This window comes from Caulobacter sp. SLTY (assembly GCF_009905535.1).
In the GTDB taxonomy this organism is placed as follows: Bacteria; Pseudomonadota; Alphaproteobacteria; order Caulobacterales; family Caulobacteraceae; genus Caulobacter.
This window is the reverse complement of the sequence record NZ_JAAALA010000023.1, coordinates 40,048-64,614: the sequence shown is the minus strand read 5'-3', so window position 1 is coordinate 64,614 and position 24,567 is coordinate 40,048. Positions and strand designations below refer to the sequence as shown.

Here is a 24,567-nt window from a genome sequence, read left to right as displayed (position 1 = left end):
ATTCTGCCCTCCTGCCCCTGCGTCCGCCCACCCCTTTCCTGCGAAGTTGTCCGCCAGAGGTCCCCTTCTCCCCTCGCGGGAGAAGGTGTCGCCGTAGGCGACGGATGAGGGGGCGCACCGGCCCCCAACACAGCCTGCAGCCACTCTCGCGAAGCAGCTTTGAGACCTATCGACCCCTCATCCGGCGCTTCGCGCCACCTTCTCCCGCAAGGGGAGAAGGGAGCCCCGAGGGGCCTTCACCAGAAGTTTGCCTGCCGCCACGACAACCGCCTAGCCTGTCCCAAAGGCCGCGACACGACGGCTGGGAGGACAGATGGCCGACGACAACACCGTCCCCGAGGGCGTCGACCTCGCCGTGCTGACCGCCTTCATGGACGCGAAGGGTCTGGGGTCTGGCCCGCTGACCGACCTCACCGTCCTGACCGGCGGCACCCAGAACATCCTGCTGAAGTTCACCCGCTCGGGCCGCGACTACGTCCTGCGCCGCCCGCCCCCCAAACTGCGGGGCAATTCCAACGAGACCATGCGCCGCGAGGCCCGGGTGCTGGCCGCCCTGGCTGGGTCCGACGTGCCCCACCCCGGCCTGATCGCCGCCTGTCCGGAAGAGATCATGGATGGAGCGGCCTTCTACCTGATGGAACCGATCGACGGCTTCAACCCGACCGTCGGCCTGCCGCCGCTTCATACGCGCGACCCGGCGATCCGCAACCGCATGGGCTTCGCCCTGGCCGACGGCATCATTGCGCTCAGCAAGATCGACATCGCCAAGGTCGGGCTGGAGACCCTCGGCAAGACCGACGGCTGGCTGGAACGCCAGGTCCCCCGCTGGCGCAAGCAGTATGAGAGTTATCGCGAGTTCCCGACCTGGACCGACGAGGTCCCCGGCGTCGAGGCCGTCGGCGCCTGGCTGGACGCCCATCGTCCGCCGTCCATCCGCCCTGGCCTGATTCACGGCGACTATCACCTGGCCAACGTCATCTACCGTCACGACAGCGGCGAGCTGGCGGCCATCGTCGACTGGGAACTGGCCAGCACCGGCGATCCCCTGCTCGATCTCGGCTGGCTGATGGCCATGTGGCCCGAGGACGGCCAGGCGGTGATCACCCCGGTCACCCCCTGGGACGGCTTCCCCACCATCGCCGAGGTCATCGACCACTACGGCCGCCACAGCGACCGGGACCTGACCCACATCCGCTGGTACGGCGTCCTGGCCTGCTACAAGCTCGGCATCATCCTGGAGGGCAGCCATGCCCGGGCCGGCGCCGGCCTTGCGCCCAAGGCCATCGGCGATCGCCTCCACGCATCGACCCTCAACCTCTTCCAGCGCGCCCTGCGCTGGATCGACGGAGCCGCCCCATGAAGGCCCTGCGCTACTTCGGCCCCCGCGACGTCCGCTACGAGAGCATGGACGATCCCGTCCTGCACGATGACCGCGATGTCCTGGTCAAGGTCACCGGCTGCGCCATCTGCGGCAGCGACCTGCACATCTATCATGGCGAGGGGTTCAGCGAGGACCTCGGCTTCTGCGTCGGCCATGAGGCGGTGGGCGAGGTGGTCGAGATCGGCCGGGGCGTTCGCCGCCTGAAATCCGGCGACAAGGTGATGATCTCCGCCGCCGTCGGCTGCGGCGCCTGCCCCGCCTGCCTGCGCGGCGACGTCATCCGCTGCGAGACCGGGTCGGCCGGCTGCTACGGCCTGTCCTCGAAGCTGCAGGGCTCCCAGGCTGAGGCGGTGCGCGTCCCGGCAGGCGACTTCAACGCCGCCCTGATCCCCGAGGGGATAACCGAGGACCAGGCGCTGCTGATGACCGACGGCATGGCCACCGCCTGGTACGGCGCCCGCAACGCCGACATCAGCTCCGGCAAGACCGCCGCCGTGGTCGGCCTTGGCCCCATCGGCCTGATGGCCGTGGAGCAGGCCTTCGTGCTCGGCGCCGCCCGCGTCTTCGCCATCGACCCGGTGGCCGAACGCCGCGCCATCGCCGAGACCCTGGGCGCCACCGCCCTGCACCCGGACGACGCGGTCGAGACCATCCGCGAACTGACCCGCGGCCGCATGGTCGACAGCACGGTCGAGGCCGTCGGCCATGCCCGCACCATCGACCTGGCGCTGAACCTGGCCGCCCGGCGCGGCACGGTGTCGGTGATCGGGGTCAACCAGGATCGCCGGTTCGACTTCCCCATGGCCCGCGCCTTCATGATGGGCCTGACCTTCCGGATCGGGACCTGCAGCGTCCAGGAAACCTGGCCCGAACTGATCCCCCTGGTCCAGGCCGGCCGCCTGAAGCCCGAACGGGTGATCAGCCACCGCCTGCCGCTCAGCGATGGGGCCGAGGCCTACGCCATGTTCGACGGCCGCAAGGACGGGGCGCTGAAGATGATCCTGACGCCCTGAGGGGGGCGGCGGTCGGAGAGCTAGCGCGATCTACGCCCGTACGAAGTCCAGCCAAACCGGCGGGATATCGCCGAGCTTCTTTTCTTCGTAGCGCGTAGTCAGGTGGTCAGCCGGGGGGACGCGCCAGTCATCGGCCTTGTCGGCGGGCCAGGCGAACAGGCCGCTGGCCAGGACGCGCTCCAGGGTCCAGTCGGCGTAGTCGGCCCAGTCGGTGGCGAAGCGGAATTTTCCACCCGGCTTCAAAATACGGTGTGCCTCGGCCAGGAACTCGGGGTTCACCAGCCGACGCTTGTTGTGCCGCGCCTTCTGCCAAGGGTCGGGGAAGAGGACGAACAGGCGGTCGACGCTGCCGTCCGGCAGGTTGGCCAGGACCTCGCGGCCATCGCCCGGATGGATGAGGGCGTTGGTCGCGCCGGCTTCCTCCAGGTGGCGCAGCGCGCTGGCCACGCCGTTCTGGAACGGCTCGGCGCCGATCAGCAGGACATCGGGATTGTTCGCCGCCTGGCCGGCCAGGTGCTCCCCGCCCCCGAAACCGATCTCGACCCAGACCGCCTTGGCGCCCGGCTTGAGGGTCAGGGGATCGAAGGCTGTTTCCGGCACTATGATGGCGGGCAGCAGGCTGTCGAACAGCGCCGCCTGCCGCGCCTTGATCGGGCGCGACTTGATGCGGCCGAAGGACCGCAACGGGCCGTGGGGTTTTTGAGGCGTCGGCATGGGAGGCGGCCTTTACCGCCCCCCGCTGTCGAACGCTAGGCCAGGGCCTTCTGCAGCTCGGGGACCAGGTCGGTCTTTTCCCAGCTGAAGCCGCCCTCGTTGTCCGGCGTGCGGCCGAAGTGGCCGTAGGCGGCGGTGCGGGCGTAGATCGGCTTGTTGAGCTGCAGGTGCTCGCGGATCGCGCGCGGGGTAGCGCCGCCGATCAGGTCCGGCAGCAGCTTTTCCAGCTTGGCCGGATCGACCTCGCCGGTCCCATGGGTGTCGACGTAGAAGCTCAGCGGCCGGGCCACCCCGATCGCATAGCTGATCTGGATGGTGCACTTCTTGGCCAGGCCGGCGGCGACCACGTTCTTGGCCAGGTAGCGGCAGGCATAGGCGGCCGAGCGGTCGACCTTGGTCGGGTCCTTGCCGCTGAAGGCGCCGCCGCCGTGGGGCGCCGCGCCGCCGTAGGTGTCGACGATGATCTTGCGGCCGGTCAGGCCGGTGTCGCCGTCAGGCCCGCCGATCAGGAACTTGCCGGTCGGGTTGATGTGCCACTTGGTCTTCTTGCTGATCAGCCCGTCGGCGAACAGCGGCAGGATGTAGGGCTTCAGCGCAGCCAGCATGCGCTTGGAGGTCGGGGCCCCGCCCTCCATCTTCTTGCCGTGCTGGTGGGAGACGACGATCTCCTCCACATGCACCGGCCGGTCGTTCTCATAGCGCAGGGTGACCTGGCTCTTGGCGTCCGGCTCCAGGAAGTCGAGCTCGCCCGAATGGCGCAGCTCGGCCAGGCGCTTGAGGATGTTGTGGCTGTACTGCAGGGTGGCCGGCATGAATTCCGGGGTGTCGTCGGTGGCGTAGCCGAACATGATCCCCTGGTCGCCGGCGCCCTCGTCCTTGTTCTCCCCGGCGTCGACGCCCTGGGCGATATGGTCGGACTGGGCGTGCAGGAAGCAGCTGTACTTGGCTTTTTCCCAGTGGAAGCCCTTCTGGGCATAGCCGATGTCCTTGACCGCGTCGCGGACCTTGGGCTCCAGCGAAGCGATGATCGCCTTGTTGCGATCCTTGTTCTCCTGCTTGGAGAGGCCCGGCTTGCCGGCCCGAACCTCGCCCGCCAGGACGATGCGGTTGGTGGTCACCATCGTCTCACAGGCAACCCGCGCCTGGGGCTCCTCGGCCAGGAAGGCGTCAACGACCACGTCGCTGATCCGGTCGGCGACCTTGTCGGGGTGCCCCTCGGACACGCTCTCACTGGTGAAGATGTAGTTCTGACGGCTCACGGATGGCTCCCGGCTTGAGGCTGGGGGAACCTATAAAGATATCCTTATATCCCGCAAGGCTGTTGGCCGATTGAGGACGATCACGCCTCGTCCTCGACCATGCTGCGCACCAGTTCGACGATCCGCTTGCGCAGGCGCGGGTTTTTCAGGCGCGAGAACAGCTCGGCCAGCTCCAGGCCTTCGCTCGACATCAGGAAGGCGTTGACGAACTTCTCGGAGGCCGGCTCGGCGTCGCCGCCGCCTTCCTTCAGCGAGGCGGGGTCGGCCAGGCCTTCGAAGAAATATTCGGTGCTGGTCTGCAGGGCGACCGCGATCTCGTACAGCTTGGAGGCCGAGACGCGATTGGCGCCGCGCTCGTACTTCTGGACCTGCTGGAAAGTCAGGCCCAGGTCATCAGCCAGCCGCTCCTGCGTCACCCCCATCGCCTTGCGGCGTTGCCTCACCCGGCGCCCGACATGGACGTCGATAGGATTGGGTGAACGGCTAACGTCTTCAGTCATCAAGGCCCTGCCCAGTAAGGAGATGAGGGTTCCGGCTAGCGCCGCCGAAACAGTCTGGGCGGTTTTTTCATGCCTCGCCAGTGAAAGACCAGGGTTAGGCCGATGGATACAATCATGAATAACGAAAATATTGTGTCACCCAACCTGCGGTAGGGGGTAATATCTACCGTGGGTGGAAGCCCGACATCGATCACAGCCTCCGCGCCCTGCTCAATCCTGGCGGAGGGAATCACTCGACCATAGGCGTCGATCATGGCCGATACGCCCGTGGGTGTGACGCGCGCCATCGGGACGCCTTCCTCGATGGCGCGATAGCTGGCCAGGTTGAGGTGTTGCAGGGGGCCGCTGGTGGCGCCGAACCAGGCGTCGTTGGAGATGTTGATCAACAGCTTCGGCTGCCGGCCGCTGGCCTTGGCCCCTTCGCGGGTGAAGCCCGGGTAGAGGCTCTCGTAGCAGATCAGCGGCTGAACGATACCGAGGCCGGGCAGGGCGATCGGGGCGGGCCTCGGTCCGGGGCTGAAGCCGTCGCCGATCTTGACCAGCTCCTTGAAGCCGAGCGGGGTGAGCAGGCCTTCCAGCGGAAGGAACTCGCCGAACGGCACCAGCCGGTGCTTGTCGTATCGGCCGATCAGGGTCAGGTCGTCGCCATCGCGGCGCAGGGCCAGCAGGCTGTTGAAATAGCGGACGCGGCCGCCAGCGGCTTCCGGCGCCTCGGCCACCGCTGCCCCGACCAGCAGCACTTGACCGGGGACGAGGGCCTCGGTGATGGCAGTGCGCTCGAAACTGTCCGGAGCGAGGTAGTCGTTGGCCAGCATCGGGATGGCGCCCTCGGACCAGATGACGATATCGGGGAGCTGCTCGCCCGGCTGGCGGGTCAGCTTCAGATGCTTGGCAAGGATGCGGCTGAAGACGATCGGGTCGTACTTCACCGTCTGGGGCACGTTGGGTTGGACGATGCGGATGACTGGCCTTTCCGCCCCGACCGCGGCAACGGGGGCGTTGGCGGTCCGCGCCATGCCATAGCCGGCCATCCCGACCACCACAGCCGCCGCCGCACCGACCGCGATCAGATCGGCCCGGCGGCGGTCGCGGAGCAGCAGGGCGGGGGCGGCGGCCACGCCGACCGTCAGCACCGTCAGCCCGTAAACCCCGACCACCGACGCCATCTGGGAAATCGCCGAGCCGGCCCGCCAGGTCTCCCCCGGCAGGTTCCAGGGAAAGCCGGTCAGGATGTGCCCCCGCAGCCATTCAGCCGCTCCGAAGGCGGCGGCGAAGACGACCACCCGCCAGGGGCCGTCGAAGCGAGCCAGCCGGTAGAGCCAGGCCGCCAACCCCCAAAACAGGGCGATACCGCCCGCCATCAGGGTTACCGCTATGGGGGCCATCCAGCCGTGGGCGGCGATATCGACCAGGAAGGCCTCGGCCACCCACCAGGTGCCGACCGCAAAATACCCCAGGCCCGCCAACCAGCCGCGCAGGAAGGCCGAGCGCAGCGGCCGGTCGGCGCCCGATCCGTCGATCAGCAGCATGAGCGCGCCGTAGCTGAGCAGGCCCGGCAGCAGGCCGAACGGCGGGTGGGCCAGGGCGGCGGCGATCCCGGCGAGCAGGGCCAGCAGGCGCGGTCGCCAGATGGCCCGGGCGGATCGGACCGGCGGGATGGCATCGCCCGTCAGGGTCACGCCTCTTGCGCGACGGCCGCCGCCAGCCGGCGGACCCGCACCCGCTTGACCCGGCGCAGATCCCCGTCGGTGATCTCGAACGCCCAGCCGCCCGGATGGAAGATCACCTCGCCGGCCTCAGGCACCCGGCCGGCCAGGGCGGTGACCAGGCCGGCGACCGTGTCGACGTCCTCTTCAAGCTCCTCCGGAACAAGCCCCTCGACCTCGAGCGCCGCCTCCAGGTCCTCGATATCGGCGCGGGCGTCGACCTCGAAGGCGCCGTCCGGCCCTGCAATCACGGTGCTGACCTGGGCCTCGTCATGTTCGTCGTCGATCTCCCCGACCACCGCTTCCAGCAGGTTCTCCAGGGTGGCCAGGCCGCTGACCCCGCCATGCTCGTCGATGACCAGGGCCAGGTGGGCCCGGCGAAGCTGCATCTTCTCCAGCAGCACGGTGGCCGGCATGGATTCCGGCACATAGAGCAATTCGCGCTTCAGCGTGCGCAGCAGGACGCGGGTCGTGGCGCTGCGGCCCGAGGCCAGCAGGCGGAAGATGTCCTTGATGTGGATGACGCCCACCGGATCGTCGAGCGTCTCGCGATAGACCGGCAGACGGCTGTGCTCGGTTTCGACGAAGCGGGCGACCACCTCCTCGAACGGTGTGGAAATCTCGATGGCCTGGATGTCGGACCGGGGGATCATCACGTCGCCCACGTCCAGCCGGGCGAACTCGCGCGCGTGATTGGCCAGATCCTCGGCGCCGGGGGTGGCGGGGGCGTCGGTGTCGAGCGTCTCGCCGAAGGCGCGGAGCACCTGGCGCAACATGCCGCCCAACCCCCCTCGCCTTCGCTGGGGAGGTTCTGGCGGCGGGTCTGAATCGGGGTCGGTCATCTAGCTCTGTTCATCGGCATAGGGGTCGGCAACGCCCAGATCGGCCAGCACACGCCGCTCCAATGCTTCCATGGCCTCGGCCTCATCATCGGTCTGGTGATCGTATCCCGCAAGATGCAGCACGCCATGGACGGTCAGATGGCGCAGATGGTCGGCCAGCGTCTTGCCCTGCGCGGCGGCCTCGCGGGCGCAGACGCCGTAGGCCAGGGCGATGTCGCCGAGGTGGTTCTCGGGATTGGGCGGGGCGGGGAAGGACAGGACGTTGGTCGGGCCGGGCTTGTGGCGAAAGCGGGTGTTGAGGTCGGCGACTTCATTGTCCCCCGTGAGCAGCACGGTGACCCCAAGCTCAAGTTCCGCCCCCAAGGGGGGCGGAACTGGAGCATTGCCGCTTTCGCCGCAGCCTGCACGACAGCCTCGACGTCCGGCACAGCCGTCCAGGCCGGATCCTCGACCTCTATGTCGATGTCGCTCATCGGCCGCGCTTGGCCGCGTCTTCGTCGTAGGCCTTGACGATGCGCTGGACCATCGGGTGGCGGACCACGTCGGCGGCGCTGAACCGGGTGACCGCCACGCCCTCGACGCCTTCCAGGATGGCCACCGCATGGGCCAGGCCGGAATCGGCGGCATTCAACAGGTCGATCTGGCTGGGATCGCCGGTCACCGCCATGCGGCTGCCCTCGCCCATCCGGGTCAGCACCATCTTCATCTGCAGGCGGGAGGTGTTCTGGGCCTCGTCCACGATGATGAAGGCGTGGCTCAGCGTGCGGCCGCGCATGAAGGCGATGGGCGCGACCTCGATCTCGCCCTTGTCGCGGCGGCGGCGCAGCTGTTCGGTCCCGACGATCTGGGTCAGGGCCTCCCAGACCGGGGCCATGTAGGGATCGACCTTTTCGGTCAGGTCGCCGGGCAGGAAGCCCAGCTTCTCGCCCGCCTCGACCGCCGGGCGGGTGACGATCAGCCGGTCGATCTCGCCGCGCATCAGCATGCCGGCGCCGTGGGCCACGGCCAGGAAGGTCTTGCCGGTGCCGGCGGGGCCGAGCCCGAACACCAGCTCATGGCGGCCCAGCATGTCCATGTACTGGGCCTGGGTGGCCGTCTTGGGCGAGACGGGACCGCGCCGCGCCGCGCCGGGGGCCACGGGGCCGGGCTCGCCGGAGCGGGCCTGGCCGACGGCCACGCGGACATCGGCCTCGGCCACCTCGGCGCCGGCGTCGGCCTGGGCGGCCAGCGCGGCGATGGCCCGCTTGGCCAGGGAGCGGGCGCGGGAATCGCCGCTGATCGACACCCCGCCGCCGGGGGTCTCCAGCAGCACCTTGAAGGCGTCCTCGATCAGGGCGGCGTGACGGCTGCCCGGTCCGGCCACCGCCCGGGCGGCGGCGTCGGAGAGGGTGATGAACTCAGGGGGACGACTCACGCGGGCTCCAGCGCCTGGACCAATTCGCCCGTCAGACTGCCCTTGTGGCCAGTGACGATCCGTACCGGAACGATCTCGCCGACCAGATGATCCGGGCCGTCGAGATGGACCGGCTGCAGATAGGGGCTGCGACCGCCCAGCTGGCCTTCGCGGCGGCCGGGCTTCTCGATCAGCACGGGGAGGACCTTGCCGGCCTGGGCCTCGTTGAAGGCCTGCTGCTGCTGGGAGAGCAGGGCGTTGAGGCGGGCCAGGCGCTCTTCCTTGACCGCCTCGTCCACTTGGCCGGGCATGGCCGAGGCCGGGGTGCCCGGACGGCGGCTGTACTTGAAGGAGAAGGCGGAGGCGTAGTTCACCTCGGCGACCAGATCGAGGGTGGCCTGGAAGTCCTTCTCCCGCTCGCCAGGGAAGCCGACGATGAAATCGCAGCTCATCGCCATGTCCGGCCGGGCCGCGCGGATCCGCTCGACCAGCCGCAGGTAGCTTTCGGCGGTGTGGTCGCGGTTCATGGCCTTGAGGATCTTGTCCGACCCGGCCTGCACCGGCAGGTGCAGATAGGGCATGAGTTCCTCGACCTCGCCATGGGCGGCGATCAAGGCCTCGTCCATGTCGCGCGGATGGCTGGTGGTGTAGCGGATGCGATCGATGCCATCGATCTTGGCAAGGGCGCGAACCAGGGCGGCGAGCCCGCCTTCAGCCCCGTCGTAGGCGTTGACGTTCTGGCCCAGCAGGGTGACTTCGCGCACGCCTTTCTCGGCCAAACCCCGGGCCTCGGCCAGGATGGCCTCGGCCGGCCGCGACCATTCGGCGCCGCGGGTGTAGGGCACCACGCAGAAGGTGCAGAACTTGTCGCAGCCCTCCTGCACGGTGAGGAAGGCGGTGACGCCGGTCACGTGCCGCGCCTCCGGCAGGGCGTCGAACTTTTCTTCCGGTGAAAACTCGGCGGCCAGCCCCTCGCCCTTGGCCCGGTGGGCGCGGGCGATCAGCTCGGGCATCTGATGATAGGCCTGGGGTCCGACCACCAGATCGACGGCCGGCTGGCGCTTGATGATTTCGGCGCCCTCGGCCTGGGCGACGCAGCCGGCCACGGCGATGGTCATCTGGCCGCCGGCCTCGGCCTTGCGGGCCTTCATCCGCTTGATCTGGCCCAGTTCCGAATAGACCTTCTCGGTGGCCTTCTCGCGAATATGGCACGTGTTGAGCACCACCAGGTCCGCGCCTTCCGGATCGTCGGTCATGCCATAGCCCAGCGGGCGCAGGACATCGGCCATGCGCTCGCTGTCGTAGACATTCATCTGACAGCCGTAGGTCTTGATATAGAGGCGCTTTACCGGCGCGGAACTCGTCATGCGGGCGTTATGGGGGCGCGGGCCGGGACTCGCAAGGTTTCCGGCCTTTGCGGGACGGAGGGGTCAGCCCCGATCCTCCCGGTCCCGGCCTTCGCGATTGCGACGCGGGCCCTGCTCAGCCCTGACCTTGGCCTCCTGCCAATAGCTGGGGCCTTCCTCGGGCTTGAACATGGTGCGCGGCACCCCGTCCTTGGTGGCCACGGCGAAGACATTGCTCTTCTCGTCATAGATCAGCTTGTCGCCGTTGCGGCGGGTGATGGTCTCCGCCCCGGACGGCGGCTTGTTGACGAAGGCGCGGGCCTGGCGGGCGTAGTCCTCGACCGACTTGGCGCCGAAGTCGGCGCCGTTGCGGGTGAACTGGCGTTGGGCGGCCTCCTCGGCGGTCAGCCGGCGGTTGGCGGCCCAGATGGGCGCCCCGTCCAGCATCCTGGCCGGCTGGGTGCGCGGATCGGTCTTCGGCGCCTCGCCGTCGATGGCGCTTGAGGCGGTCTCGACTCCCGCGTCGCTGGGCGAGGCGGGCGAACCGCCGGCCTCCGCCTGATCACGAGAGGGCTTGCTGGCCGGTCCACCGTCACAGGCGGCCAGGGCGAACAGGGCGGCGACCGCAGAGGCGGCCATAAGAATGCGGGACATGGCGGGTTTCTCCCCCAGCTGGATCGGCGTTCCATGAAGGCGATTATGCACTTTAGATACCAAGTTGCAGAAAGAACGCCAAGTGAACAGAAATATGTATGACCCCCACTTCCCCAGGGGCGGGGCATATGGCATGAGTCCCCCATGGCCGCGATCATCTTACCCGACTCGCCCGAGGGGCGCGTCATGTTAGACAAGGACGCTGAATTAGCGATCCGCGAAGCGCGCCTAGTCGCCGAGTTGGCCGAGGTCCGCGCCGACCGGAGCGCAATTGCCCGGCTGCTTGGCACCACCGCTGTAGAGGCGGTTCCTGCCAATGAGCCCTTGGCTCCAGCTTACGCAGGCAAGGTCAAGCGAGAGCCCCGAACGTGGCGGGAGTTCATCAGCACCGCCCTTCGCACCAAGCAAGGCTACCTGACCAAAGCGGAGTTTGTGGAGTTGGCACAGGGGACGGAGTTCGGAGAGCGCTTCGAAATCTCCCCTAACGGCTACTATAACACCATCAAGGCGATGGAAGTTGGCGGGGAGCTTGTGAAGGTCGGGAAGCGCTTTTACGCGCCTGAGACTTACGCCAAGATCCAATCCGGCGAGATCGACGAAGCCGCCCCTCCCGAAGAAGAGGGGCGGATCAGCATGCCGAAGTACATCTTGGAGGTTATTGGGGCGCACGGCGGTTCGCTCTCGCCGGCAGGTGTCATCTCTGCGCTACAGCGTCATCCGGACACTCGGGAGGTGGCCAACCGCAACCCGGCCCTGGTCCGCACGCACCTGTCCAAGATGAAGCAGCGTGCGTTGCTGGTCGCCGAAAACGGTCGCTACAAGTTGCCCGACATGGCCAGCGACCTTCCATCCGAGAACATCACGCTCTTTCCGGGGGCGTCGAATGGCTCAAAGTAATTCGGCCTTTGCCGATACAGGTTCCGCGAAAGCGGAAACCCCCGACCATGAGGCCGGGGGTCCCTTCAGCTCTAATTCCCCAGAGGGCGGCTCCGTTGGCGCGGCGCCGGAGGCAGGTGGCACATGAGAATATGACAACGGGCCTCTGCGCTCCCGCCTAGCGGCGGGGGCGTAAGCCTCTTAGCATGGGGGCCATGAAAATGGAATCCACACCGCCCGATGACCCCGAAATCTTCTCGGAAGAAGAGGCCGCTAGACGGCGGGACCAAGTCACCCGGATCATGCTTTCGAAGCCTCGCGAAACTCTCGCCGAGACAGCCAAGCGGAAGCGCGAAAAGGCTTCTCAGGAAAAAGCCTTGAGGACTTCTCCACAGAGTTAAGTTTCTACTGTGCGTTAGTCAGCTAGTAGCAGGTTGTTAACCCTAGACGGTCGCGAAAACGGCGCCGTAGGGTTGACCCACGGCGCCGGTGATTCGTTGTCGGTTTGGAGGGCCGTACTGAGGGGCAAACTCGGTACGGCTCGCAGTCGCTAAAAGTCCGGTGGCGGCATTCGGTGTGGGGAAGGGGTCGGGTCGAAAGGCTCGGCCCCTTTTCCTTGGCCGTATTTGCCGGTGCGTTGACGAGTCCGTCAAGCCTAAAGCTTTGCCCAGGCCTTGACCCTAAGCCTTGGTTCGCCACCGCGCGCTAAGCCGGTATCCCGGCCGTTTAGCTTGCCGTTTGCACTTGAGGTCTTTGATAAGTGAGGCGCTTGCCAACGACGTTGGACACCGCGATAGCCGCGCGCTGGGTGTCATTCACGCCAAGGGCGACACGGTAGCTGTAGCGGAAATCAAACTCCGCCAGATAGCGGTGCAAGTGCTTCTTGCTGCTGTGCTGATAGACGCCGCGCATGCCGCGTTTGAAAATCGAGAAGAAGCCTTCAATCGTGTTCGTGTGGACGGTCGGTTGATTGCGGCGGACGTATTCGCCTTCGTTGTGCTTGACGCTCTGGTGGTCGCGGACGGCCTTGCCCATTTCGACGTAGAGTTTGCTCTCGTCGGTCATCAGGCGGGCCTCACGGGAGAGGTTGGCTTCCACCACCGGCACAATGTCGTTGATGGTCAGCTTGTCCACGACGAAGGAGCGGGCGCGGCCAGTTTCGCGCTCCACCAGGGTCAGAACTTTCATTTTCCCGTGCACTGAACCGCGCTTGGCTTCCTGAACATAGTCCGGGTCGGTTCCAAGAAATGTCTCGTCAACTTCCACGGTCGCGCCGCCCATTCCGAACGGGCCAAGATCGCCTTCCCGCATAGCTTCGCGGATGCGGTGAGCCATGAACCAGGCCGTCCGATAGGAGCCAAACCCGAGCATCCGGAACAGCTGGTGAGCGCTGATACCCTTCTTGCTGGAGCACATCAGGTGCGTGGCCAGCAGCCACTTGTGCAGCGGGATATGGGACTTCTCGTACAGGGTCCCCATGGTGGCGGAGAAGGGCTTGCGGCACTCCTTCTCCTTGCACTTGTAGAGGCCGGGGCGAGTAGTCTTGCCCTGCATGAGAGTGGAATTGCCCTCTACGCCGCAATGCGGACAAACCCGCCCATTCGGCCAGCGAAGCGCCTCAAAGTGGGCGCGGGCGGCGTCTTCATCGTGGAAGATGGGGTCAGTGAGGGGGGCGGACATGGGTAGGCTCTCTCCAGTGAGAAAACCCTATCAAATCAATGATGGTATGTAAAGTGCATAATCGCCTCCATGAACGATAAGATCAAAACGTGAACATTGTCGAGTCCTGTTTGGCGCCGCGTGCAAACTGGTTAGGAAGGCCCGAGGATTGTTGGAGCTGGCTTTGACCGAACGGCGGGTTTTGCTGATCGTGGGCGGCGGGATCGCCGCCTACAAGGCGCTGGAGCTGACCCGGCTGCTGCGCAAGGCGGGGGTCGGCGTGCGGCCGATCCTCACCGCGTCGGGCGCCCAGTTCGTCACCCCGTTGTCCCTGTCAGCCCTGGCCGAGGACAAGGTCTATCAGGAACTCTTCTCCCTCACCGACGAGGCGGAGATGGGCCATATCGAGCTTTCCCGCTCCGCCGACCTGGTGGTCGTCGCCCCGGCCACCGCCGACCTGATGGCCAAGGCGGCCAATGGCCTGGCGGGAGACCTGGCCTCCACCACCCTGCTGGCCACCGACAAGCCGGTGCTGATGGCCCCGGCGATGAACGTCCGGATGTGGGAGCATGCCGCCACCCGTCGGAACCTGGCGACCCTGAAGGCGGATGGGGTGTCCTTCGTCGGGCCGGACGAGGGGGCCATGGCCTGCGGCGAATTCGGCTTTGGCCGGATGGCGGAGCCGCACGTCATCTTCCAGGCCATCATGACCCTGCTGTCGGACGGGCCCCAAATCAGTCGTCCCCTGACCGGCAAGCACGTCCTGGTCACCGCCGGCCCGACGGCCGAGGCTCTGGACCCGGTGCGGGTGCTGACCAACCGCTCCAGCGGCAAGCAGGGCTTCGAGATCGCCGGCGCCCTGGCCCGGCTGGGCGCGCGGGTCACCCTGGTGGCCGGGCCGGTCAGCCAGCCGACCCCGGCCGGCGTCACCCGCGTCGATGTCGAGAGCGCCCGCGACATGCTGGCCGCCTGTCAGTCGGCCCTGCCGGCCGATGCGGCGATCTGCGTCGCGGCGGTGGCCGACTGGCGCCCCGACGAGGCCTTCGGCATCAAGCTGAAGAAGGGCAAGGACGGCCCGCCCGCCATCACCCTGGTCGAGAACCCCGACATTCTCGCGACCCTGGCCGCCCACACGCCGCAGCGACCGACACTGGTGGTCGGCTTCGCGGCCGAGACCAACGATGTCGAAAAACACGCCCTGGCCAAGCTGACCCGCAAGGGCTGCGACTGGATCGTGGCCAATGATGTCACTCAGCCCGGCGTCATGGGCGGAACAGAAAATGCGGTGATGATCGTCTCCAGGGCCGGCGTCGAGCGCTGGGACCGGGCGGGCAAGGACGAGGTGGCGATGAAGATCGCAGACCGTGTGGCGAAGGATCTGGCGTGACACCTGAAATCGACGTCGTACAGCTGCCCCACGCGGCGGGCCTGCCCCTGCCGACCTATGAGACGGCGCTGGCCGCCGGCATGGACCTGCGGGCGGCGGTGGATGAGGACCTGACCCTGGCCCCCATGGCCCGCGCCATGGTGCCGACGGGCCTGACCTTCGCCCTGCCGCCGGGCTTCGAGGCCCAGGTGCGGCCGCGCTCGGGGCTTGCGGCCAAGGCGGGCGTCACCTGCCTCAACACGCCGGGGACCATCGACGCCGACTATCGCGGCGAGGTGAAGGTGATCCTGATCAACCTGGGCGAAGACGCCTTCGTCATCCGCCGGGGCGACCGCATCGCCCAGATGGTGATTGCGCCCGTCGTGCAGGCGACCTGGCGGCCGGTGGAATCGCTGGAGGAAACGGCGCGCGGAACCGGCGGCTTCGGGTCGACGGGCGCGGGCTGATCAGCCCTTGGCTGACCCCGCGACAGGTCTCTAGCCCGGCAGGCTGTTGAGGCCGAAGGCCAGGTAGCCGAGAAATCCCGTGGAGAAGAACAGGCCGGCGACCCACAGCATGGGCTTCAGCAGGCTGGAAGGATGATCTGCGGTCTGCATGGCGGCGCGGGTCCTACGAAGGCCGGGGTTCGTACGCAGAACTCACGGACGACCGTACGGTTGCGGACGCCGCATGAATGGATAGTGACATGATTCGCCTCCCGATTGACCAAGCCGTCGAACAGCTCGCCCTTCGGGTGAAATCCGCCGGCGGGCGACTGTTCATCCCCTTCGGACCGGGAGAGCCCCTGGTCCTGCGGGAGATGCTGTCAGCTACGCCCGGACTGGCCGAACGGATGTGCTTCGTCGGCGCCGCCATCCCCGGCATCAACCGTGCGGACTGGTCGGCCCTGTCGCCGACCGCCACGGCGGAAGGGACGTTCGCCTCGGCCGACTGGCGGCCCGGCCTAGACGCCGGCCGCTATGCCCTGCGGCCTCTGACCTGGTTCCAGACCTATCGCTGGCTTGGAGCGACGCCGCTGGATGGCGCGGTCTTCCAGGTCAGCCCGCCCATCGATGGCCGGGTGACCCTCAGCGTCGCCAGCGACCTGGCTCCCGCCGTTCTGGGCCGCGCCGACGTCTTCAAGCTGGCCATCATCAATCCGCGCCTGCCGACGGTGAACGGCCCCAGCTGGCCTCTCGACGCCTTCGATCTCGTCACCGAAACCGACCATCCCGTCCTCGACTACGACGCCGGCGACCTCGACCCGGCCTTCGAGACCATCAGCGGCCACATCGCTGATCTAACCCCCGAAGGCGCCAGCCTGCAGTTCGGGGTCGGCAAGGCCGGGGTGGCGGCGCTGAAGGGCCTGCGGGGTCGTCGGGGCCTGAAGATCCATTCGGGCATGGTCACCGACCCCTTGGTCGAGCTGCTCGACGAGGAGGTGGTCGACCAGGTGGTCACCGGCCTTGCCGCCGGCACAGCGCGGCTCCGCGAACGCCTCAGCGACCCGCGCATCACCTTCGCCGATAGCGGCCATACCCACCACATCGCGGTCCTGGCCCAGATCCCGCGCCTGGTGGCGGTCAACTCGGCGCTGGAGATCGACCTGCTCGGCCAGGCCAACGCCGAGTTCCAGAACGGCCGCCAGATCTCCGGTGCCGGCGGACTGACCGACTTCCTTCGGGGGGCCCGCCTTTCCGACGGCGGCGTGCCGATCATCGCGCTGCCGGCCTCGGCCAAGGGCGACAGCATCAGCCGCATCGTCCCCCGCCTGTCGCCCGGCGCGGTCAGCGTGCCTCGCGCCGACGTCGGGGTGGTGGTCACCGAGCACGGCGTCGCTGATCTGCGCGGCCGGACCCTGGACGAACGGGCCCAGGCCCTGATCGGTGTGGCCAGCCCGGCGCATCGTAACGCGTTGTCAAACGCCTGGGACGAGATGCGCCGCACCCTCTGAGCTTGCCGTCCGCCTGGATGCGCGCCACAAGGACGGCAGGGGGCCGTGCACGTCGGTCAGATCTTTTCGAGTTGTCCGATGCGTATCTTTGTCTTTGCCGTCTGCGGCGTCCTGATGACGGCCAGCCTGGCAATGGCCGCCCCGGCCGAGCGCGCCGCGCTGCTCGAGCGGCTGCGTGCGGCGTTGCCGAAGATCAGCGAGATCGTCCCTTTCGCCGAAACGATGTCGGCCGAGATGCGCCAGGAGCTTCTTCGGCAGAACCCGGGGAAGGAAGCCGTCGTAGGACCCGTGGCGGACGGTTTCGGCGCCTGCGTGGCAAAGATGTTCGCGGAGCGCGATTATGTGGGTGTGGCGGTGGCCGGCGCCGACAAGGCGGGGATGACTGAAGCTGAACTCCTGACGGTTGTCACCTTCTACGAGGACCCAGGGGTCAAGGCGATGTTCTCATCGGTCGGCCCAACGCTGCTGACGGACGAGAGGCCAGAGCTTGATCCGGCGCAAATCAAGCGGCTGGAGGCGGCCGCCAGGGAGCCGGCCATGCTCCGCTTCACCGCCATCATGCAAGAGAGCACGGAAGGCATGGCCGACGAGGAGGCCCTGATGGACGATGCGGTGGCCTGTGCCGCTGACTTCGACGAAGCGGTCGATGAGGCCGGTCTTGTCTATGTCCCGCCCGAGGATGACGAGGACGATCAATAACCCTGAACCGAAAATAACGAGCCCGTCCGGGGTCGTTCAGGCGCGCTGCGCCATAACCCTCCTCGACGGCCAGGGGATGTGCCCCTGGCCCGCGCTTTTGAAGAGGAGACATGACCATGCAAGCGCACAGCAAGATCGCGAAGACCGGCCTGGCCCTGACCCTCGTGGCCGCCCTGGGCGTCGCCGCGGCCCCGATGACCGCCGCCGCCCAGTCCAGCAACGGCCCGTTCGGCTGCTCGGCTTCCGGCAACAAGCAGGAAGGCGGGGCCATTATCGGCGCGATTCTGGGCGGCCTGCTCGGCTCCAAGCTGACCGATAACGAGCCGGCCGTCGGCGCCGTGATCGGGGCCGGCGCGGGCGCCGCCGCCGGCGGTGCCATCGGCTGCAAGGTCCAGAAGAACGACGCGGCCAATCGCGGGACCTATGTTTCGAACGGCTATCGCCTGGCGAACTATGTCCAGCCCGCCAACTTCCAGCGGGGCGGCGGCCGGTTCATCGCCACCAGCACGGTGAACCTGCGCGCCGGGCCGACCACCTCGGCCTCCAAGGCGGGCCAGCTGCGCCGGGGTGAGACCTTCACCGCCATGGCCTATGCCAAGCGCGGCGAATGGGTCCTGGTCGGCCAGAACGGCGTCGGCGTCGGCTACGTCTCGTCCGCCTACGTCCGGCCCACCGGCTACAGCAACGCCAGCTGGTAAGCCGCGGACCTGAACTGTGATTGGGCCGACCTCGAAAGGGGCCGGCCCTTTCGCGTTTTTCGCTCCGGAAACACCGCCAGCTTATGCCTTGACGTTGACGTAAGCGGGACGTAACGTCCTCCTCGAAGGGGCTAAAAAAGACCCTCACAGGGAGAACATCGCATGGCACTGGAATTGCGTCGTCCCGAGCGGACCTTCACCATCCGTCAGCTCTGCACTGAGTTCAAAGCCACCCCGCGCGCCCTGCGCTTCTATGAGGACAAGGGCCTGCTCACCCCCGCGCGCGACGGGATGAACCGGGTCTATAGCTACAAGGACCGGGCCCGCCTGATCCTGATCCTGCGCGGCAAGCGCGTCGGCCTTTCGCTCCAGGAGATCCGCGAGATCCTCGAGCTCTATGACGAGGGCGACGAGGCGGCGCACCAGAACGCCCACAGCCTGAAGAAATTCCGCGAGAAGATCGTCGTGCTGGAGCGCCAGCGCGAGGACATCGACGGGGCCATCCAGGAGCTGAACCAGGCCTGCGAGCGCCTGGAGAAGCACCTCTCCGAAAAGCGTCCCGACCTCCTGCCCAAGGCGGCCGACTACGACCAGATGCTCCGGGCCAGGCTCGACGGACACGCCGACCTGGCCCTGGCCAAATAACCAGCTTCCGATACCCGTAGACAGGGCCGCCTCGACAGGGGCGGCCCTCGTTTGCGTCCTGCTCCCAGATCCCAAACAAGGACCAGAAAATGGCCTACCAACCGCCGGTGCGCGACCACGTCTTCCTGCTCGAGGATGTGTTGAAGATCGACCAGTATGCAGAGCTGCCGTCCTTCGCCGACGCCTCGCTGGATGTGGTCAAGGCCATCATCGAGGAGGCCGGCAAGTTCACCGGCGAGGTGCTGGCGCCGCTGAACAGCGTCGGCGACAAGCAGGGCTGCACCTGGCATCCGGACAACACGGTCACCACGCCGGCGGGCTTCAAGGAGGCCTACAGGCAGCTGTGCGAAGGCGGCTGGACGGGCCTGGGCTCCGACCCCACCTACGGCGGCCAGGGCCTGCCCCACGTGGTCAACCTCAGCTTCAGCGAGATGTCGTCCAGCGCCAACATGGCGTTCTCGATGTATCCGGGCCTGGCCCATGGCGCCTATTCGGCCATCCACACCGGCGGCACCGACGAGCAGAAGCAGACCTACCTGCCCAAGATGGTCACCGGGGAATGGACCGGCACCATGAACCTGACCGAGCCCCACTGCGGCACGGATCTGGGCCTGCTGCGCACCAAGGCGGTCCCGCAGGCGGACGGGACCTACCGGATCACCGGCCAGAAGATCTGGATCTCGGCCGGCGAGCACGACATGGCCGACAACATCATCCACCTGGTGCTGGCCCGTATCGAGGGCGCCCCGGCCGGGGTGAAGGGCATCAGCCTGTTCATCGTGCCCAAATACTTCCCCACCGCCGACGGCGGCGTCGGCGCCCGCAACGAGGGGGCCAAGTGCGCCGGCCTCGAAGAGAAGATGGGCATCCACGGTAACGCCACCTGCGTAATGGCCTACGATGACGCCGTCGGCTACCTGATCGGCGAAGAGAACGCCGGCCTGCGCATCATGTTCGTGATGATGAACGAGGCCCGCATCGGGGTGGGCCTGCAGGGCGTCGCCCAGGCCGAGGCCGCCTACCAGGCCGCCGCCGAATTCGCCAAGGACCGCCTGCAAGGCCGCTCGCTGACGGGCCCGAAGAATGCCGATGGGCCCGCCGATCCGATCATCGTCCACCCCGACGTGCGCCGCATGCTGCTGGATTCGAAAGCCATCATCGAGGCCGGCCGCGCCTTCCTGTTCTGGACCGCCCTGCAGGGCGATCTCGCCCACGGCCACCCGGACGAGGCGGTGCGCCAGAAGGGCAACGACTACATGGGCCTGCTGACGCCGGTCCTCAAAGGCTACCTCACCGACAAGGGCTTCAAGGTCTGCGTCGACGCCATGCAGGTGCACGGCGGCTCGGGCTTCACCGAACACTTCCCGGCCAGCCAGTACCTGCGCGACTGCCGCATCGCCCTGATCTACGAGGGCACCAACGGGGTGCAGGCGTTGGACCTGGTCGGCCGCAAGCTGGCCGCCAACGGCGGCCGAGCGGTGATGAGCTTCTTCGCCGAGATCGACGCCTATGTCGAAGCCCACGGCTCCGATGCGCAGATGAAGCCGTTCACCGACGGCCTGGCGGGCGTGAAGGCCCAGCTGCAGGAGGCCACCATGTGGCTGATGCAGAATGGCCTGGCCAATCCGGACAACGCCGGCGCCGCCTCGACCGACTACATGCACCTGTTCGGCATCACCGGGCTGGCCTTCATGTGGGCCCAGATCGCGGAAGCCTGCATCGCCCGCGCCAAGGCCGGCGACGCCGATCCCTTCTACGCCAACAAGCTGGTGGTCGGCCGCTATTTCGTCGAGCGGATCATCCCGGAAGGGACCTCCCACCTGGCCAAGCTGAAGACCGGCTCAGCCACCCTGATGCAACTCCCCGCCGAGGCCTTCTGATCATGCCCGCCGCCCTGCAAGTCGAACGCACTCCCTCGCTGGCCGACGAGGACATCGTCATCTTCGAGAACGCCGTGGCCAAGTTCTTTGAGGACCACGCCCCGGAGTCCCGCGTCGCAAAATGGCGCGAGGACGGCATGGTCGAGCGCGTGATGTGGAACGAGGCGGCCGAGGCGGGCCTCTCCTGCCTGTCGATTCCAGAGGAATACGGCGGCATGGGCGGCGACTATCGCCATGAGGTCATCCTGATGGAGCAGCTGGGCCTCAAGGGCGTCGACGGGTTCGGGCTCTCGCTCCACAACTCCATCGTCGCCCCCTACATCTATCACTACGGCACCGAGGAGCAGAAGCAGCGCTGGCTGCCGCGGATGGCCAACGGCGAACTGGTGACGGCCATCGCCATGACCGAGCCCGGCGCCGGGTCCGACCTGCAGGGGATCAAGACCACCGCGCGGCTGGACGGCAACGAGTACGTCATCAACGGATCCAAGACCTTCATCACCAACGGCCAGACCGCCAACCTGATCTGTGTGGTGGCCAAGACCGACCCCACTCAGGGCGCGCGCGGCACCTCGCTGATCATGGTCGAGACGGACACGGCCGAGGGCTTCGAGCGCGGCCGCAACCTGGACAAGCTGGGCCAGGAGGCTGCCGACACCTCCGAGCTGTTCTTCAACGACGTCCGCGTTCCCACGGCCAATCTGCTAGGTGAAGGCGAAGGTCATGGCTTCTTCCAGCTGATGGGTCAGCTGCCGCAGGAGCGGCTGAACATCGCGGTCCAGGGGATGGCGACCATCGAGCGGGCGCTGGAACTGACCATCGACTACGTCAAGACCCGCAAGGCCTTCGGCAAGGCGATCCTCGACTTCCAGAACACCCAGTTCGTGCTGGCCGAGTGCAAGACCGAGGCGACCGTCGCCCGCGTCTTCGTCAACGACTGCATCGAAAAGCACCTGAAGGGCAAACTCGACGCCGCCACCGCCTCGATGGCGAAGTACTGGGTCACCGACCTGGAGAACAAGATCATCGACCGCTGCCTGCAGCTGTTCGGCGGCTTCGGCTACATGGCCGAATACCCGATCGCCCGCATGTACCGCGACAGCCGCGTCCAGCGGATTTACGGCGGTACGAACGAGATCATGAAGGTGCTGATCGCGAGGACGCTGTAGGGCCGTGCCCCGCACTCCACCCCCTTGCGTCATCCTCGGGCTTGTCCCGAGGACCCATTTGTCCGCTCGCACGACCGCGCGGGGCTGGTCAGCATGATCGACCACCTCTCCCTCTCGGTCCGCGACCTCGCCGCCAGCGCCGCCTTCTATGAGGCGGTTCTCGCCCCACTCGGCTACCGCCGTCTCGTCGAGCGCGAAGCCACCATCGGCTTCGGCAAGCGTTATCCAGAGGTCTGGCTGAACCATCGCCCTAACCGCACGCCCGAGCCCGGCGACACCGGCCTCCACATCTGCCTCCGCGCCCGCGACCAGGTCAGCGTTCAGGCCTTCCACCAAGCCGCCCTCGACCATGGCGGCTGCGACGATGGCCCACCCGGCCCACGCCAGGCAGCGATGACCGGCTACTACGCCGCTTTCGTCCGCGACCTCGACGGAAACAAGATCGAAGCCGCAACCTTCCCACCGGAGACCACCTGATGGGCAGCTACACCGCCACCGTCGACTGGGCCCTGCAGCCCGGCGAGGACTTCATCGCCGGGCGCTACAGCCGCAAGCACACTGTCGCCTTCGACGCCGGGATCACCATCCCCGCCTCCGCCTCGCCACAGGTGGTGCCGGCCCCCTGGTCGGCGGCCGACGCCGTCGATCCGGAGGAGATGTTTGTGGCGGCCATCTCCAACTGCCACATGCTGAGCTTCCTCTACATCGCCTCCAAGGCCGGCTTTTCGGTGCTCAGCTATCGCGACGAGGCCGAGGGCGTGATGCGCAAGACGGCCGAGGGGAAGATCGCGGTGACCCGCGTCGCCCTGCGCCCGGCCATCGCCTTCGAGGGCCGCCAGCCCACGCCGAAAGAGCTCGATCACCTCCATCATGAGGCGCACGAGGTCTGTTACATCGCCAACTCGGTGAAGACAGAGATCGTCGTTGAACCTCCGAGCTTGCCTGCCCAGGCCGAAAGCTCGGCCCGAATCCCCGATTCGGGTCATTAACCATATCGGCGACCCGCGTTCTTTCACTGAGTGTTAGGACGCGGCGCCGCACTCTCCCCCCATGTCAGGGGAAACAGCCACGTCGGCCAGCAGGGCCGCGGACCGGTTTGGGTTGGCGACCGTGGTCGCCACTCGCCGCAAGCATATGCCCGTGCGGCTCCTCACCGCCTTCGGGGTGGCGCTGGCCTTGCAGCTGACCTTCGGCTGGACCTGGGCCTGGCTGTGGGCCGGCGCCTATCTGGCGACCCAGTTGATCGACCACTGGACCGGCATGGCCCTGACCCGCCGGCCGATCGACGGACCGTTCCAGGCGGCCAAGGTCGCCCTGATCTCCTTCCTGCCCTCGTCCATCGCTTTCGGCGCCCTGGCCCCGGCCCTTTGGCAGGGGGTGGACCGCTACGGCCCGGCCCTGGCGATGATCGTCGTGGCCACCGCGATGACCAACCTGATCGCCATCTGCCGGGGCAGCCGCATCGCCTTCGCCGCCGCCTGCGTCCCCTATGGCCTCTACCTCCTGACCCTGCCCCTGATGGACCTGGCCACCGCGCCGGGGCCGGTGCTGTCCACGATGATGATCGCCGTAGGGCTGGTGATGCTGAACATCATCGGCGCCTGGCTGACCACCGAGGAAGCCCGCCGCGCCCAGGACGAAGCGCACGCCGAGGCCGAGGACCGCCGGGCTGAAGCGGTCGCCGCCACCGAGGCCAAGAGCGCCTATGTGGCCATGATCAGCCACGAGCTGCGCACCCCGATCAGCGCCATCCTGGCCGGCGCCGCCGAGACCGAACGGGCCGGCCACGCCCAGGGCCGGCTGATCGGCGAGGCCGGGCGGATGATGACCGTCCTGCTCGACGACATGCTCGACCTGTCCAAGCTGGAAGCCGGCCGGATGAGCGTCGAGGCGGTCGACTTCAACCTGCGCCAGGCGGTGCTGGACGCGGTCCATGCCTGGCGGCCGCAGGCGCGGGCGAAGGGCCTGCACATGCGGATCCAGGGCGCCCGCCACCTGCCCGCCTGGGTCAGCGGCGACCCCACCCGCATACGCCAGGTGATCAACAACCTGCTGTCCAACGCCCTGAAGTTCACCAAGGAAGGTTCGGTCACCCTGCGCCTAGGCGGTGGGACGACCGAGGCCGGCGACCACGCGGTGACCATCGCCGTGTCCGACACCGGCCCCGGCATGCGCCCCGACCAGCTGGAGCGGCTGTTTACCCCCTTCGAGCAGCTGGGCGCCCACACCGCCCGCACCCATGGCGGCACCGGCCTGGGCCTGATGATCAGCCGCGAGCTGGCCCGTCTGATGGGCGGCGACCTCAGCGTCGCCAGCGCGCCGGGCGAAGGCGCGGTGTTCACCCTCAACCTCGTCCTGCCCGCCGCCGAAGCCCCCGCCACGGCCCAGGCGCCCCAGGCCGTCCAGGCGAGGGTGATGGTGGTCGACGACCATGCGGTCAACCGCCAGGCCATCGCCCTGGTCCTGGCCCCGCTGGGCATCGCCCCTGCCACCGCCGCCTCCGCCGAAGAGGCTCTGGAGCGGCTGGCGCTGGAGCCCTTCGATGTCGTGCTGATGGACGTCTACATGCCCGACATGGACGGTCGCGAAGCCACCCGCCAGCTGCGCGCCATGAAGGGCCCCAACCAGCATACCCCGGTCATCGCGATAACCGCCTCGGCCACCGCCCGCGACTGGGAAGCCTGCCTCGCCGCCGGCATGAACGGCCACGTCGCCAAGCCGATTGAACCGAGCCAGCTCTACGCGGCGCTGGAGACGGCCCTGGGCGAGGGCGCGGAACGGGCGGCGGCTTAGAGCGCGTTCCGATTAGCGGG

General features: G+C 67.5%; 24 protein-coding genes. 14 read left to right on the top strand and 10 right to left on the bottom strand.

Annotated features, from left to right (window positions below):
- Nucleotides 1-313 precede the first annotated feature (313 nt).
- Nucleotides 314-1,360, top strand: coding sequence for a phosphotransferase family protein (locus GVN21_RS13995; RefSeq protein ID WP_166575373.1), 1,047 nt, complete (start codon nt 314-316; stop codon nt 1,358-1,360).
- Nucleotides 1,357-2,394 (top strand): alcohol dehydrogenase family protein, encoded by a 1,038-nt coding sequence (locus GVN21_RS13990; RefSeq protein WP_166575372.1) that lies wholly within the window; start codon nt 1,357-1,359, stop codon nt 2,392-2,394. Before GVN21_RS13995 ends, GVN21_RS13990 begins: the two co-directional genes overlap by 4 nt.
- A 30-nt stretch (nt 2,395-2,424) precedes the next feature.
- Here GVN21_RS13990 and trmB read toward each other — a convergent pair whose 3' ends face one another.
- From trmB to GVN21_RS13945, 9 genes are all read right to left on the bottom strand, one after another.
- On the bottom strand, nt 2,425-3,108 hold the full coding sequence (gene trmB / locus GVN21_RS13985; protein ID WP_166575371.1) for a tRNA (guanosine(46)-N7)-methyltransferase TrmB: 684 nt from the start codon (nt 3,106-3,108) through the stop codon (nt 2,425-2,427).
- A 35-nt stretch (nt 3,109-3,143) separates the two neighbouring features.
- On the bottom strand, nt 3,144-4,367 hold the full coding sequence (gene metK, locus GVN21_RS13980; RefSeq protein ID WP_166575370.1) for a methionine adenosyltransferase: 1,224 nt from the start codon (nt 4,365-4,367) through the stop codon (nt 3,144-3,146).
- A gap of 80 nt (nt 4,368-4,447) precedes the next feature.
- Nucleotides 4,448-4,867 (bottom strand): helix-turn-helix transcriptional regulator, encoded by a 420-nt coding sequence (locus GVN21_RS13975; RefSeq protein WP_166575369.1) that lies wholly within the window; start codon nt 4,865-4,867, stop codon nt 4,448-4,450.
- Between the two features lie 35 nt (nt 4,868-4,902).
- Entirely contained in the window at nt 4,903-6,546 is a 1,644-nt protein-coding gene (gene lnt / locus GVN21_RS13970) for an apolipoprotein N-acyltransferase (RefSeq protein WP_346764263.1), read from the bottom strand.
- Nucleotides 6,543-7,349 carry a hemolysin family protein gene (locus GVN21_RS13965; protein ID WP_346764266.1) on the bottom strand — a complete coding sequence of 269 codons (807 nt, stop codon included), beginning with the start codon at nt 7,347-7,349 and terminating at the stop codon, nt 6,543-6,545. Before GVN21_RS13965 ends, lnt begins: the two co-directional genes overlap by 4 nt.
- A gap of 66 nt (nt 7,350-7,415) precedes the next feature.
- A complete protein-coding gene (gene ybeY, locus GVN21_RS13960; protein ID WP_346764262.1) occupies nt 7,416-7,748 on the bottom strand; it encodes an rRNA maturation RNase YbeY in 333 nt (110 codons plus the stop codon).
- Nucleotides 7,749-7,884: 136 nt separating this feature from the next.
- Nucleotides 7,885-8,829 carry a PhoH family protein gene (locus GVN21_RS13955; RefSeq protein WP_166575367.1) on the bottom strand — a complete coding sequence of 315 codons (945 nt, stop codon included), beginning with the start codon at nt 8,827-8,829 and terminating at the stop codon, nt 7,885-7,887.
- On the bottom strand, nt 8,826-10,175 hold the full coding sequence (miaB, locus tag GVN21_RS13950) for a tRNA (N6-isopentenyl adenosine(37)-C2)-methylthiotransferase MiaB (protein WP_166575366.1): 1,350 nt from the start codon (nt 10,173-10,175) through the stop codon (nt 8,826-8,828). The genes GVN21_RS13955 and miaB overlap by 4 nt, the downstream gene beginning before the upstream one ends.
- A 63-nt stretch (nt 10,176-10,238) precedes the next feature.
- Complete coding sequence (locus tag GVN21_RS13945) at nt 10,239-10,808, bottom strand: hypothetical protein (RefSeq protein ID WP_166575365.1); 570 nt, start codon at nt 10,806-10,808, stop codon at nt 10,239-10,241.
- Between the two features lie 144 nt (nt 10,809-10,952).
- Here GVN21_RS13945 and GVN21_RS13940 point away from each other — a divergent pair, with 144 nt between their 5' ends.
- The gene (locus tag GVN21_RS13940; protein WP_166575364.1) at nt 10,953-11,705 is read left to right on the top strand and encodes a hypothetical protein; all 753 of its coding nucleotides are present in this window, start codon (nt 10,953-10,955) and stop codon (nt 11,703-11,705) included.
- Between the two features lie 705 nt (nt 11,706-12,410).
- Here GVN21_RS13940 and GVN21_RS13935 read toward each other — a convergent pair.
- Nucleotides 12,411-13,364: an IS1595 family transposase gene (locus GVN21_RS13935; RefSeq protein ID WP_166575363.1), complete on the bottom strand. Its 954-nt coding sequence runs from the start codon at nt 13,362-13,364 to the stop codon at nt 12,411-12,413.
- Between the two features lie 163 nt (nt 13,365-13,527).
- Between GVN21_RS13935 and coaBC the strand changes: the two genes are divergently transcribed.
- The 11 genes from coaBC to GVN21_RS13880 all read left to right on the top strand — a co-directional run bounded on the left by coaBC (nt 13,528) and on the right by GVN21_RS13880 (nt 24,547).
- Nucleotides 13,528-14,730 carry a bifunctional phosphopantothenoylcysteine decarboxylase/phosphopantothenate--cysteine ligase CoaBC gene (gene coaBC / locus GVN21_RS13930; RefSeq protein ID WP_166575362.1) on the top strand — a complete coding sequence of 401 codons (1,203 nt, stop codon included), beginning with the start codon at nt 13,528-13,530 and terminating at the stop codon, nt 14,728-14,730.
- The gene (gene dut / locus GVN21_RS13925) at nt 14,727-15,176 is read left to right on the top strand and encodes a dUTP diphosphatase (RefSeq protein WP_166575361.1); all 450 of its coding nucleotides are present in this window, start codon (nt 14,727-14,729) and stop codon (nt 15,174-15,176) included. Before coaBC ends, dut begins: the two co-directional genes overlap by 4 nt.
- 239 nt (nt 15,177-15,415) lie before the next feature.
- Nucleotides 15,416-16,663 carry an acetyl-CoA hydrolase/transferase C-terminal domain-containing protein gene (locus GVN21_RS13920; protein ID WP_166575360.1) on the top strand — a complete coding sequence of 416 codons (1,248 nt, stop codon included), beginning with the start codon at nt 15,416-15,418 and terminating at the stop codon, nt 16,661-16,663.
- A gap of 78 nt (nt 16,664-16,741) precedes the next feature.
- Nucleotides 16,742-17,362, top strand: coding sequence for a hypothetical protein (locus GVN21_RS13915; RefSeq protein ID WP_166575359.1), 621 nt, complete (start codon nt 16,742-16,744; stop codon nt 17,360-17,362).
- A gap of 110 nt (nt 17,363-17,472) precedes the next feature.
- A complete protein-coding gene (locus GVN21_RS13910) occupies nt 17,473-18,060 on the top strand; it encodes an SH3 domain-containing protein (RefSeq protein ID WP_240902941.1) in 588 nt (195 codons plus the stop codon).
- Between the two features lie 162 nt (nt 18,061-18,222).
- Nucleotides 18,223-18,705, top strand: coding sequence for a MerR family DNA-binding transcriptional regulator (locus GVN21_RS13905; protein ID WP_166575358.1), 483 nt, complete (start codon nt 18,223-18,225; stop codon nt 18,703-18,705).
- Nucleotides 18,706-18,794: 89 nt separating this feature from the next.
- Nucleotides 18,795-20,585, top strand: coding sequence for an acyl-CoA dehydrogenase C-terminal domain-containing protein (locus tag GVN21_RS13900; RefSeq protein WP_166575357.1), 1,791 nt, complete (start codon nt 18,795-18,797; stop codon nt 20,583-20,585).
- Between the two features lie 2 nt (nt 20,586-20,587).
- Complete coding sequence (locus GVN21_RS13895) at nt 20,588-21,754, top strand: acyl-CoA dehydrogenase family protein (protein WP_166575356.1); 1,167 nt, start codon at nt 20,588-20,590, stop codon at nt 21,752-21,754.
- Nucleotides 21,755-21,847: 93 nt separating this feature from the next.
- The gene (locus tag GVN21_RS13890; RefSeq protein ID WP_166575355.1) at nt 21,848-22,231 is read left to right on the top strand and encodes a VOC family protein; all 384 of its coding nucleotides are present in this window, start codon (nt 21,848-21,850) and stop codon (nt 22,229-22,231) included.
- Nucleotides 22,231-22,743 (top strand): OsmC family protein, encoded by a 513-nt coding sequence (locus tag GVN21_RS13885; protein ID WP_166575354.1) that lies wholly within the window; start codon nt 22,231-22,233, stop codon nt 22,741-22,743. The genes GVN21_RS13890 and GVN21_RS13885 overlap by 1 nt, the downstream gene beginning before the upstream one ends.
- Nucleotides 22,744-22,864: 121 nt before the next feature.
- A complete protein-coding gene (locus GVN21_RS13880) occupies nt 22,865-24,547 on the top strand; it encodes an ATP-binding protein (protein WP_346764265.1) in 1,683 nt (560 codons plus the stop codon).
- The last annotated feature ends 20 nt before the right edge of the window (nt 24,548-24,567 follow it).

Bases quoted from the DNA above. Each gene is read 5' to 3' on its own strand.
- GVN21_RS13995 (WP_166575373.1), top strand. From the start codon at position 314: ATGGCCGACGACAACACCGTCCCCGAGGGCGTCGACCTCGCCGTGCTG.
- GVN21_RS13990 (WP_166575372.1), top strand. From the start codon at position 1,357: ATGAAGGCCCTGCGCTACTTCGGCCCCCGCGACGTCCGCTACGAGAGC.
- trmB (WP_166575371.1), bottom strand. From the start codon at position 3,108: ATGCCGACGCCTCAAAAACCCCACGGCCCGTTGCGGTCCTTCGGCCGC.
- GVN21_RS13975 (WP_166575369.1), bottom strand. From the start codon at position 4,867: ATGACTGAAGACGTTAGCCGTTCACCCAATCCTATCGACGTCCATGTC.
- GVN21_RS13965 (WP_346764266.1), bottom strand. From the start codon at position 7,349: ATGTTGCGCCAGGTGCTCCGCGCCTTCGGCGAGACGCTCGACACCGAC.
- miaB (WP_166575366.1), bottom strand. From the start codon at position 10,175: ATGACGAGTTCCGCGCCGGTAAAGCGCCTCTATATCAAGACCTACGGC.
- GVN21_RS13945 (WP_166575365.1), bottom strand. From the start codon at position 10,808: ATGTCCCGCATTCTTATGGCCGCCTCTGCGGTCGCCGCCCTGTTCGCC.
- GVN21_RS13940 (WP_166575364.1), top strand. From the start codon at position 10,953: ATGGCCGCGATCATCTTACCCGACTCGCCCGAGGGGCGCGTCATGTTA.
- GVN21_RS13935 (WP_166575363.1), bottom strand. From the start codon at position 13,364: ATGTCCGCCCCCCTCACTGACCCCATCTTCCACGATGAAGACGCCGCC.
- GVN21_RS13920 (WP_166575360.1), top strand. From the start codon at position 15,416: ATGATTCGCCTCCCGATTGACCAAGCCGTCGAACAGCTCGCCCTTCGG.
- GVN21_RS13915 (WP_166575359.1), top strand. From the start codon at position 16,742: ATGCGTATCTTTGTCTTTGCCGTCTGCGGCGTCCTGATGACGGCCAGC.
- GVN21_RS13910 (WP_240902941.1), top strand. From the start codon at position 17,473: ATGACCATGCAAGCGCACAGCAAGATCGCGAAGACCGGCCTGGCCCTG.
- GVN21_RS13905 (WP_166575358.1), top strand. From the start codon at position 18,223: ATGGCACTGGAATTGCGTCGTCCCGAGCGGACCTTCACCATCCGTCAG.
- GVN21_RS13900 (WP_166575357.1), top strand. From the start codon at position 18,795: ATGGCCTACCAACCGCCGGTGCGCGACCACGTCTTCCTGCTCGAGGAT.
- GVN21_RS13895 (WP_166575356.1), top strand. From the start codon at position 20,588: ATGCCCGCCGCCCTGCAAGTCGAACGCACTCCCTCGCTGGCCGACGAG.
- GVN21_RS13890 (WP_166575355.1), top strand. From the start codon at position 21,848: ATGATCGACCACCTCTCCCTCTCGGTCCGCGACCTCGCCGCCAGCGCC.
- GVN21_RS13885 (WP_166575354.1), top strand. From the start codon at position 22,231: ATGGGCAGCTACACCGCCACCGTCGACTGGGCCCTGCAGCCCGGCGAG.